Annotated in this window: 1 protein-coding gene (running past one end of the window); it reads right to left on the bottom strand. The window is 70.6% G+C overall.

Annotated features, from left to right (window positions below; genetic code table 11):
* A protein-coding gene (locus tag AC5Y6X_RS10440) for a non-ribosomal peptide synthase/polyketide synthase (RefSeq protein WP_499986343.1) crosses the window boundary here: on the bottom strand, positions 1-12,282 show its 5' portion. Its footprint begins 18,069 nt before the window's first position; 12,282 of the gene's 30,351 nt are visible here — the first part of the coding sequence; the start codon lies at positions 12,280-12,282; its stop codon lies off the left edge, out of view.

Genomic DNA, 12,282 nt, shown 5'->3' with positions numbered 1-12,282 from the left:
GATGGCCAGATCGAACGGGCGTTGCACGGCGGCGTCGATGGCCTCGTCCAGCCGGCCTTCCGGCCAACCGCCGGCGTCGACGACATCCCACCCGAAATCGGCTCGCTCGCTGGGCAACACGACCTGCTGGGGTGTTCCCTCCGGTGCGACGAACACAGTGCGCAGGCTCTCGTGGCGGCCGACCACGTCGGCCAGCGCCTGCCGCAGCGCCTCGGCGTCGAGTTCGCCGCTGAGGCGCAGGGCCGCCGCCATGTTGTGAACCGGTGAGGGACCCTGCAATTGGTCGATGAACCAGAGCCGGTTTTGCGCGAACGACAGGGGAATCACCGCCGGGCGCTGCCCGGCCACCAGCGGCGCGAGCCGGCCGGCGCCCTCGCCGACGCGCGGCGCCAGCTGGGCCACCGTGGGCGCCTCGAACACGACCCGCACCGGAAGGTCGGTATCCAGCGCGGCATTGACCGCCGTGATCAGCCGCATCGTCGACAGCGAGTCCCCGCCCAGATCGAAGAACGAGTCGTCGACCCCGACCCGCTCCACGCCGAGCACCTGCGCGTAGATCTCGGTCAGGGTCTTTTCGGTGGCGCTGGCCGGGGCGCGGTAATGACCGACGTCGCGGTAGTCGGGCGCCGGCAGGGCGCGCGTGTCGAGCTTGCCGTTGACCGTCACCGGCAGCGCGTCGAGCGCCACCACCGCCGCGGGGATCATGTAGCCCGGGAGCCGCTCGGCCAGCTGGTTGCGCGCGTGGGCGGGGTTGGCGGCGCCGGTGATGTAGCCGACAAGCCGTTTGTCGCCGGCTGTGTCCTCGCGCGCGACGACGGCCGCCCGCTCCACCCCGTCCAGCGCGGTCAGCGCGGCCTGGATCTCGCCGAGTTCGATGCGATAACCGCGGATCTTGACCTGCTCATCAGCACGCCCCAGATAGCGCAACTGCCCATCGGGGCCCCAGCACACCAAATCCCCGGTCCGATACATGCGTTGACCGGGCCGCCCGAACGGGCACGCGACGAAGCGCGACGCGGTCAACCCCGCCCGGCGCCAATAGCCGACCCCGACGCCCTCGCCGGCCAGATACAGTTCCCCGACCACCCCGGCCGGCACCGGGCGCAACCACCCGTCGAGGACGAAGAACGCCGCCCGCGCCGTCGGCGAGCCGATCGGCGGGAACCCGCAGCCGGCGGCCAGCGGCGCGCTCTTGCACGCCCACATCGTGGTCTCGGTGGGGCCGTAGACGTTGACCATCACCCGGCCGGGCGCCCAGCGGTCCACCAGCTCGGGCGGGCACGGCTCGGCGCCGATCACCAACGCCGCCGCATCCAGCCCCTCGGGTGAGAGCAGCCCCGCCGCCGACGGGGTCTGGGTCAGCACCGTGACGTCCTCGCGGATCAGCAACGCGTGGAACTCTTTTGGCGAGCGCGCCACCGGCTCGGGCACCACCACCAGCCGCCCGCCGTGCAGCAACGCGCCCCAGATCTCCCACACCGAGAAGTCGAAGGCGTAGGAGTGGAACTGCGTCCACACCTGTCCGGGCGCAAGCTGCACCCCGATCTGCAGCCCGTCGAACAGCTGGGCGACGTTGTGGTGGGTGACCGCAACACCTTTGGGCACCCCGGTGGTGCCCGAGGTGTAGATGATGTGGGCCAGGTCGTCGGGCGCCGGCGCCGGCGGCGCCGTGTCGGGCTGGGTGTCCACCGCGGGGTCATCGACGTCGATGATCGCCAGGTCGAACCCGTCGAGCCGGTCGGCGAGGTCGGTGGTGGTGACCGCGGCGATCGGGGCGGCGTCGGTGAGCATGAACTCGACGCGGGCCGCCGGCAGCGCCGGATCGATCGGCAGGTAGGCCGCGCCGGACTTGAGCACCGCCAGGATCGCCACGATCGCGTCGGCCGACCGCGAAAACAGCAGCGACACACACTGTCCCGGGCCCGCACCCCGATCGGCCAGCAGCCGGGCCAGGCGGTTGGCGGCCTCGTCGAGCTCCCGATAGGTCAGTGACCGCTCCCCGCACACCAGCGCCACCGCGTCGGGTGTCCGGGCCACCTGCGCGGCGAACAACACCGGAACCGACACCGGGGTCACCGCCCGGGTCAACGCCGCCCGATTACCCCACCGCGCCAGCCGCGCATGCTCGTCGGCGTTCAGCAGGTCGATCGACGACAACCGCCGCCCCGGATCGGCGGTCAGCGCCGCCGACAGCTGCCGCAACTGCCCGACCAGCTTCTCGATGCTCGCCGCCTCGAACACGTCGGTGCGATATTCGACCGTCACCGAAATCCCGGCGGGCCGCCCGTCCTCGCTCCAGCGTTCGGCCAGCGAGAACGCCAAATCCATGCGGGCGGTGTGGGTGTCCAGCGGCATCGGCGTGACCTGCACATCCCCCAGCGCCACGCCGGCGCCAGGCTCGGTGCCGTAGCCGGGGAAGTTCTCCCACCCCAACAACACCTGCACCAGCGGGTGATGAGTCAGGCTGCGGGCCGGGTTGAGCCGCTCCACCAACACCTCAAACGGCACATCCTGATGCTCAAAGGCGGCCAGGCTGCGCCGGCGCACCTGCTCCAGCAGTTCGGCGAAGGTGGGATTGCCGGCCAGATCCACCCGCAGCACCAGGGTGTTGACGAAGAAGCCGACCAGCTCGTCGAGTGCGGGGTCGCGCCGCCCGGCGATCGGAAACCCAACGGCCACATCACGACTGCCGCTGATCTTGCACAGCAGCGCGGCCAACGCCGCCTGGATCACCATGAAGCTGGTCGCGTTGTGCTCGCGGGCGATGCGGCGCACCTGGTGCTGCAACTCGGCCGGCCAGTCCACGGCCACCCGGGCGCCGTGGTGATCGGCCACGCGCGGGTAGGGCCGGTCGGTGGGCAGCTGCAGGTGTTCGGGCATGCCGGCCAGGGCGTCTTCCCAGTAGGCCAGCTGAGCGCCGATGCGGCTGTCGCGGTCATCGAGGTCACCGAACTGGTCGCGCTGCCACAACGTGTAGTCGGCGTACTGCACCGCCAGCGGCGCCCAGTCGGGGGCCCGCCCCGCACACCGGCTGGCATAGGCCACCCCCAAATCCCGCGCCAGCGGGGTGATCGACCAGCCGTCGGCGGCGATGTGGTGCACGACGGCCACCAGCACGTGCTCGTCGTCGGCGAGGGTGAAAAGCCGTGCCCGCAACGGGATCTCGGTTGCCAGGTCGAAGGCGTAGCGCGCGCACGCGTCGATTGCCTCGCCCAGCCGGTCTTCCGGCCAGGCGCGGGCATCGACGACGTTCCAACCGAAGTCGGCGCGCTCGGCGGGGGCCACCACCTGCCGCGGCACCCCGTCGGGCGCGGCGAACAGCGTGCGCAGGCTTTCGTGGCGGCCCACCACGTCGCCCAGCGCCGCGCCCAGCGCGTCGGCGTCGACGCGACCGCGCAGCCGCAGCGCGACCGCGATGTTGTAGATCGGTGACGGCCCCTGTAATTGGTCGACGAACCACAACCGGGTTTGCGCAAACGACAGCGGAACCACGGCGGGCCGCTCGCCGGCGACCAGCGGCTCCAGCCGGCCCGCGTCGCCGCCGACACGCGGCGCCAACTCCGCGATCGTCGGCGCCTCGAACACGGCGCGCACCCCGAGGTTGGCGTCCAGGGTGGAGTTGATCGCGGCGATCAGCCGCATTGCCGACAGCGAATCCCCACCGAGATCGAAGAACGAGTCGTCGACCCCGACCCGCTCCAGCCCGAGGACCCGCGCGTAGATGCCGGCCAGGATCTCCTCGACCGCGCCGGCCGGGGCCCGATACCGATCGGCGTCCTGGTAGTCCGGCGCCGGCAGGGCCTTGCGGTCGAGCTTGCCCGAGGAGGTCAGCGGGAACTCCTCGAGTACCACGATGTGGGTCGGCACCATGTACTCGGGCAGCCACCCGGTCAACCGCTGGCGCACCGCGCTGACCTTGCTGTTGGAGTGGGGGTCGTTGGCGTGCACGGACCGCGGGCGGTCCCCGGCGGGGGGCAGGTAGAGGTCCGTGAGCGCCGGGGTGGGCTGGCCGTCGGGTGTCTCGGTGAAGTTGAGGAACACCGCGTCGACGGTCCCGGGTTGGGCGCCCCAGGTGACCGCGACGTGATAGCCGGTGGTCTCGCCGAGGCGGTGCAGCTCGTCGGGGTCGGCGGTGTCGTAGGTCGCGGAGGCCTTCGCGAGGGCGTCGGCCACCGGCAGCCCGGCGGCGAGGGCGGCTTCGGCCTGGACGTCGCCGATCAGGCCGGGGCGAGGGATGCCGGTGACGCGGACGGCGTCGGGACGTTGCGACGTCAACCGTTCCCGCAGCCCGCGCATGCCCGCGCACTCGGCCCACGCCCAGGTGGGCGCGGCGGCGACCGAGCGCACCGGTGTTGGGGTCTTGTGCACGACGATCTCGTAGCGGTATCGGTTGAGTTCATTGTCGGCCGATCCGCGTTTGACTTGGATGTCGAGCCCGGCGACCGCCGGGTTGCCGGCGGCCCAGGTGGTGAAAAACTCTGGCGCCAAGAGTAATTCGTTCTCACCGAGCATGGCGCGGTGGACCCGCTTGCGAACCTCGGCGGCGTCGGCGGCGGGGTCGGCGTGGGCCAGCGCGACCCCGGTTTGCAACGCACCCTGCAGGACGTGGTTGCGCACGTCGCCCATGAACAGCGCGCCGCCGGGGGCCAGCAGCTCCACCGCGTCGTCGATCAGGTCGGCCAGATAGCCCGCGTTGGGGAAGTATTGGACGACCGAGTTGAGGACGATGGTGTCGAAGTGGCCGCGCGGCAGGCCCTCGGTGACATGCGCGGGCCGGGCCAGCAGCTCGACCCGATCGCGCCAAGGGATCCGCTCCAGCGAGCGGGCCAGGTAGTCGATGGCGACCGGCGACATGTCGGTGGCGACGTAGTGCTCGCAGTGCGGGGCGACCTGCGACAGGATGAGCCCCGATCCCGCGCCGATCTCCAGCACGCGCCGCGGCCGCAGGGCCATGATCCGATCCACCGTGGCCGAACGCCACTCCATCATGTCGTCGAGCGGGATCGGATCGTCGGTGTAGCTGCTGTTCCAGCCGCGGAAGTCCGCGCCGAAGTCCGACGCCTCGGCGTCGGCGCCGTACAGGTCGTCGTACAGCCGTCGCCACTCCTCGACGCTTTCGGCATCGCGATCTGTTGTGGCGGTGTGTTCGAGGGTGACGTAGGCGGCGAGGTGCGATCCGGTGGCGCCGTCCTGCACGGTGACGGCGGCCTGGGTGACCTCCGGGCACGCCATCAGGGTGTTTTCGATTTCGCCCAATTCGATGCGCTGCCCGCGCAACTTGATCTGGGTGTCGGCGCGGCCCAGGTAGTCCAGGGTCCCGTCGGGTGTCCAGCGCACCAGGTCGCCGGTGCGATACATCCGCGTCCCGGGCCCGCCGATCTCGCCAAAGGGGTTGGCCACGAACCGTTCCGCGGTCAGCCCCGTCCGGCCCAGGTAGCCGTGCGCCAGCGCCGGCCCGGCCAGATACAGCTCGCCCATCACCCCGATGGGGGCCGGCCTCAGCCAGGCGTCGAGCACCACCGCGCGCACGCCCGGCAGCGGCGTCCCGATGCGGATCGGCTGCCCGGCCAGCAGCGGCGTGCAGGTGACCCAGATGGTCGTCTCGCTGGGGCCGTAGCCGTTGAACATCCGCCGTCCCGGCGCCCAGGAGTCCACCAATTCCGGCAGGCAGGCCTCACCGACGGCGATGAGCGTGCGCAGCCCGTCGTCGAGTCGGGCCCGGTCCAGCGTCGAGAGCACCGTTGGGGTCAGGATCGCCGCGTCGACCCGCTGCTCCTCCAGCAACTCGGTCAGCGGCTCCCCGGCGTACACCTGCGGTGGCGCCACCACCAACGCCGCGCCGGAGCCCGCCGCCCACAACAGCTCGCCGATCGACGCATCGAAGGTCGGCGAGGCCACCATCAGCACGCGTGCGTCCGCGCCCAACCCGAACGTCTCGCGTTGTGACTCGGCCCAGCCCAGCAGGCCGGCGTGGCTGACCGCGACGCCCTTGGGGGCGCCGGTCGAGCCGGAAGTGAAGATCAGATACGCGGTGTTGTCGACGTCGAGCGCGGCCGGCCGGTCGGCGTCGGTGATCGGCTCGGCGGAGCGCGTGGACAGGTCCAGGCCGTCGATCCGCATCACGGGGCGCGCGCCGGCAGCGGCGACTTCGTCTGTGCCGCAAGTCAATACGCACACCGCGTCGACGGCGTCCAGCACCGATGCGACGCGCTCCACGGGATGGTCCAGATCCACCGGTGCGTACACACCGCCGGCCTTGACGACGGCCCACCACGCCACGACGAGCTCCACACACCGATCCATGGCCACGCCCACCGCGCGCTCCGGGCCCACGTCCGCGTCGATCAGCGCCCGCGCCAACCGTGTCGACCACTCGTCGAGCTCGCGGTACGACAGCTCCCGGGTGCCGTCGACCACCGCCACCGCGTCCGGGTCGGCCGCCACCGCCGCGTCCAGCAACCGCGGCGCCACCCCCATCGGCGCCGCAGCGCCCGCCCCGGACAGGTCTGACAGCACCCGGCCGCGCTCACCGGCGTCGAGCAGGTTCACCGACGACAGCGACCGGTCCGGGTCGGCGGTCATCGCCAGCAGTGCCCGCTGGAACCGTTCGATGAGCGCCGCGATGCGCGCCGCGTCGAACAGGTCGGTGTCGTATTCGACGTGCAGGCCGAGTTCGCGGCCCGGCAGGGCCTCCACGGTCAGCGGGTAGTGGTTGTATTCGAGGTTGGCGAACTCCGCGATGGCCAACGCGTCCTGGCTGCCCGACGGGCCCAACGGCGCGTCGGTGTCGATCGGATAGTTCTCGTACACGAACAGCGTGTCGAACAGGATGTCGTGCCCGGTGGCGCGGTGTATCTCGGCCAGCGCCAGGTGCTGGTGCTCGAGCAGGTCGTTGTGGGCGCTTTGCAGCTGCTCCAGCAGGTCAGCGGTGGTGGTTGCCGCCGTGACGTTCGCCCGCACCGGCACGGTGTTGATCAGCAGCCCGACCATCGATTCCGCGTCGGCGACCTCCATCTGGCCGACGCGGGACCGGGGGGTGCCGAAGACGACGTCGTGCCGGCCGGTCAGCGAGGTCAGCAGCAGCGCCCAGGCGCCCTGCAGCACGGTGCTCAGCGTGGTGTGGCAGGAGCGCGCCAGCGCGCGCAGCGCCCGCGTGGTCTGCTCGGGCACCCGGAACTTTTCGGCGCCTCGCCGCCCTTGCCCCAACCGGCCCTCCGGCCCGACGAGGGTGGGCATTTCGAGGCCGGCCAACGCCTCGCGCCAGGCCGCGCGGGCCGCATCGAGGTCGCGGTCGGCCAGCCAGGTGAGAAACGCGCGGTACGAGCCCGCGGCGGGCAGCCGCTGCCCGTAGTAGCCGGCGAAGATTTCCCGCAGCAGGATCGGCATCGACCAGCCGTCGAGCACGATGTGGTGATTGGTCAGCACGAACCGGTGCCGGCGCTCCCCCGCCCGGATCAAGGCGGCACGAAAGGCCGGCTGGTCCGCGAGGTCGCAGACCGCGGCGCGTTCGTCGGCGCAGAGCCGCTCGATGACCTCGTCCGGCTCGCTCGCGTCGCTTGTACCGAGATCCAGGTAGTGCCAGGAGATTTCGGGATCGGCGGGAATGATCTGCACCGGCTCGTCGAACTGGTCGCAGAATCGGGCTGCCAGGTGGGGATGGCGGTTGACCACGGTGTGCACGGCGTCGCGCAGGCGGTCGGGGTTCAGGGCGCCGGTCAGGGTGAAGTCCAGCTGCACCGCGTACATGTCGTCACTGTCCTGCGCGGTGCTGGAGTGGAAGAGCAGGCCCTGCTGCAGCGCGGTCAGCGGCAGAATGTCGGCTATCCGGTGTTGCTCGGCCAGCCCGTCGATCTGCTGTTGCGTGAGACGGGCGGGCGCGATGTCCGAGGGGGTCAGCCCGCCGCCGCCGGCGCGGACGTGCGCGCAGATGCCGGCCAGGGCCTCGAACCACAGCCGGCTCAGCCGGGTGATTTGCGCCTCGTCGAGCACCGTTGGCGCCCAGGTCCATTCGGCGTGCAGGTGCGCGGCGGTGCCGGTGTCGATGATGCCGGCGTTGAGCGCGACGGTGTGCGTCAGCGGCATATCCACCGCGGCGGCGGCGCCGAGGAACGACAAGCCCTCTTGGCAGATTCGCCAGCCATCGCCGGAGAGGTCGGTCGCCGCGCCAAGGTGTCCCAGGTAGTTGAACGCGATCGAGGGGTCGGGCCCGGCCAGGTCGACTTCGGTGTTGAGATGACGCAGCAGACCGTAGGTCACGGATTCCGGCAGCGCCCGAAGCTGCTCTTTGAGGCGTTTGATCACCGCGCCCAGCGCCGGGTCGCCGTCCACCACCTGGGCCCAGCGCACGCCCATAACCTCCAGCGCCACAGGGTATTTGGTGGTAAACCAGCCCACGGTGCGGGACAGGTCGACGTCGGCGGCCAGCTCCCCGTGGCGGCCGTGGCCCTCGACGTCGATGCCGATCGGCGCGTCCGCGGGGCCCAGGAACTCTGCCCACGCCAACCCGAACGCGATCAACAGGATGTCGTGGATCCCGGCGTGAAACGCCGCCGGCGCCTTGCCGAGCAGGGTCCCGGTGGTCTCGGTGTCGAGCTCGACCGACAGGTGCCCGGCGTTGGCGTACGTGTCAACCCCGGGGCGCGGCGCGGGCAGCGCGGCCGGGCTGGACGCCACCCGCCGCCAAGTGTCGGCCTCCTCTACTACCGCGGGGTGACGCGCGTGCTCGGCCAGCAGCGCGGCCCAGCGCGCGAACGACGTGCCGGTCGCCGGCAATGTCACCGGCTCACCGCGGCGATGCTGGGCCCACGCAATGTTCAAGTCCTCCAACAGAACCCACCACGACACCGCATCGACCGCGAGGTGGTGAATGATCACCACCAGCCGGCCGGCCGAGCCGACCCACAGCGCGCTCAGCATCACCCCGGCCGCCGGGTTCAGCCGCGACCGCGCGGCCACCAGCGCCTCATCGGACAACTCGTCCACCGATTGCAGGCAAGCGCGGGCGTCCACCGATCCCGGCTCGCGAGCCGTCAACGCCCAGCCGCCGGCGCCGTCGTCGTCGACGCGGAGCCGCAACATGGCATGCCGATCCACCAACGCCTGCAGCACGATTGCCACGTCGGCCTCGGTCGCCCCGGCCGGGGCCTGCACCATCATCGTCTGGTTGAACTGCTGCACCGGGCCGTCGACCACCCGCAGCCACCGCATGATCGGGGTGGGAACCACCGGCCCGACGCCCTCGTCGATCACGTCGGCTTCGTCGTCGATCGCGCCGGCCACCCGGGCGAGCCGGGCCACGGTCTGCTCGACGAACACGTCGCGCGGCCGGCACTTCAGCCCGGCGGCGCGGGCCCGCGCTGCCACCTGTAGCGACAGGATGCTGTCGCCACCCAGCTCGAAGAAGGAGTCGTCGGCCCCGACGCGTTCGACGCCGAGCACGTCGGCGAAGATGCCGGCCAGGATCTCTTCGCCCGCGTTGCCCGGCTCCCGGTACTCACCGGTCGTGTATTCGGGTGACGGGAGGGCGCGGGTGTCGAGCTTGCCGTTGGACGTCAGGGGCAGCGCGTCGAGCACCACCACCGCGGCCGGCACCATGTACGGCGGGAGCCGGTCGGCCAGCGCGGCGCGCGCCGCGGCCGGATCGGCGGTGCCGGTGATGTACCCGATGATGCGTTTGTCGCCGGGACGGTCCTCCCGGGCGATGACCGCCGCCTGCTCCACCCCGTTCAGGTCGGCCAGGGCCGCCCGGACCTCGCCGGGCTCGACGCGGTGCCCGCGGATCTTGACCTGCTCGTCGGCGCGCCCGAAGTACCGGAGTTGCCCGTCGGCACCCCAACACGCCAGGTCGCCGGTGCGGTACATGCGGGCCCCGGACCCGCCGAACGGGCAGGCCAGGAACCGCGATGCCGTCAGCCCGGCCCGGCCGACGTAGCCGGTCGCCACGCCGCTGCCGGCCACATACAGCTCCCCGACCACCCCGGCGGGCAGCGGGCGCAGCCACCCGTCGAGCACGAACAACGCCGCGCCCGGTACCGGCCCCCCGATCGGCGGGATGCCCGACCCGGGCGTCAATGGCTCGCTGATCGCCACGGCCATGGTCGTCTCGCTCGGGCCGTAGGCGTTGATCATCACCCGTCCGGGCGCCCACCGGTCCACCACCTCGACCGGGCAGGCCTCGCCGGCGATCACCAGCGACACCGACTCCAAACCCTCGACCGCCAACATCGCTACCGCCGAGGGGGTTTGGGTCAACACCGTGACCTGCTCGGCGATCAGCAGATCGTGCAGGTCCTCCGGAGCGCGCGCCACGTCTTCGGGCACCACCACCAGCCGGCCGCCGCGCAACAGCGCGCCGAACATCTCCCACACCGAAACGTCGAACGCGTGCGAATGACACTGCGACCACACCCCCGCGCTCGGCAGCCCCGCATCCAACGACGTCATCAGCTGGGTCACGCTGCGATGGGTGACCGCGACGCCCTTCGGGGCGCCGGTGGTGCCCGAGGTGTAGATGAAGTACGCGATGTCGTCGGGCGCGGGCGCCGGCAATGCGGTGCCGGGTTGGGTGTGAGCGGCGGGGGCCTCGATGTCACCGATATCGATGACGGCGACGTCATGCCCGTCCAGCCTTTCGGCGAGATCGGCGGTAGTGATGACGGCCATCGGCGCGGCGTCGCCGAGCATGAACCCGATGCGCGCGGCGGGGGCCGACGAGTCGATCGGCATATACGCCGCCCCCGTCTTGAGCACCGCCAGGGTCGCCGCGATCGCCTCGGCGGACCGGCTGAACAGCAGGCCCACGCACTGTCCCGGGCCCGCGCCCCGGCCAATCAGCAGGTGGGCCAGGCGCTTAGACGCGTCGTCGAGCTCGCGGTACGTCATGGAGCGGCCCTGGCAGGTCAGCGCCACCGCATCCGGTTTCCGGGCCACGTGCGCGGCGAAGGCCTCCGGAACCGACACCGGGTCGGTCACCGGCCGGTTCAGCACCGCCCGGTTTCCCCACTCGTCCAGCCCCGCGTGTTCGCGCGCGTCGAGCAGATCCAGCTCCGACAACGGTCGCGTCGGGTCGGCCGCCATCGCCGCCAGCACCCGCTGCAACCGCGCCGCCAAATCCGAGACGTCGAAATTCGAAAAGGGTTGTCCCGCACCCACCGTGCTCAGGGACTGCTGATCGCCCGAGCCGAGGAAGAACAGCCCGAAATGACCTACCGGACCGAAAGTCGTGTATGTCGCGGTCGCCGGCACGCCCGCGAGATCCAGGGTGATTCTGGCCGGGATGAAATTGACGACCACCCGATTCGACGCCTGCCGCGGGCCGCGAAAGTCGTCTTCGCCGTCGAGCATGTGCACCGGAAACCGCTGATGCTGCAGCACTTCTCGTATCCGGCCGTGAACGTGTACGCAAAATTCGGAGACCGTGGATGCCGGCCACGTGTTCAGTACCAGCGGTACGACTCCGGCAAGCATGCCGGGGTGCAGCTTTGCCCACGGCTGTGTTCGCCTGCTGACCGGGAAGTCGAGCACGACCTCGTTGGGACCGTCGGCGCACCATCCGCGCACCAAAAGCGCGCAAGCCGCCGTGAGGATCGATGTTCGCCGGATGCCCAGCGCCTTCGACAACTCGTCGACCTGGGCTACCACGCTCTTGTCGAATTGCACTGGCGCAGAGGGTAAATGCTGGTCGTTGGCGGATGCCGATGACTGATAACCAGATTCGCTTTCCGCAGGAAGCCGCCGGGTCCAATACTCTTGGTCTTCGAGATAATCCGGGGAAGCTTCGTACTCCATCTCACCGCTGACCAGGCCTCGCAACGACCCGAAAAATGCCGGCGGAATCGGCTCACCCGAAACGAGTGCGGAGTAGACGGCTGCGATCCGATGGCCGACCAGCGCAAGGCCGAGACCGTCGGTCATTATGTGATGGCAACAGCTGAACCAATAGTATTCGTCGGGCCGCGTTCGAAATAAGGCGAATTCGAACAAGGGGCCGGTAAACGGCATCGGCTTTCGTTGTATAGCCGACGCCATCTCGTGGGCTTTCGCCACAGGATCGGGCGCGTCGCTCAGGTCATGCAAAGGCAGCTTGACGTCGGGGTAATCGACGGCCTTCTGAAAAACCTCGCCGTCGACCTCGAAAATGGACGCCCTGAACGTTTCGGTCTCGCCCACCACCTGACGGATCGCCCGCTCGAGCAAACCGGCGTCCACGGCGCCCTCGATTCGGATGAGGATGCCCAGCTGCCACGCGGCCTCGGAATGGCCTGTTTGCTGTGCGAGCCACAT

It is taken from the genome of Mycobacterium sp. NGS26, assembly GCF_059813025.1.
Note: the sequence above shows the minus strand (reverse complement) of the source record. Positions and strands in the feature narration are given on the sequence as shown.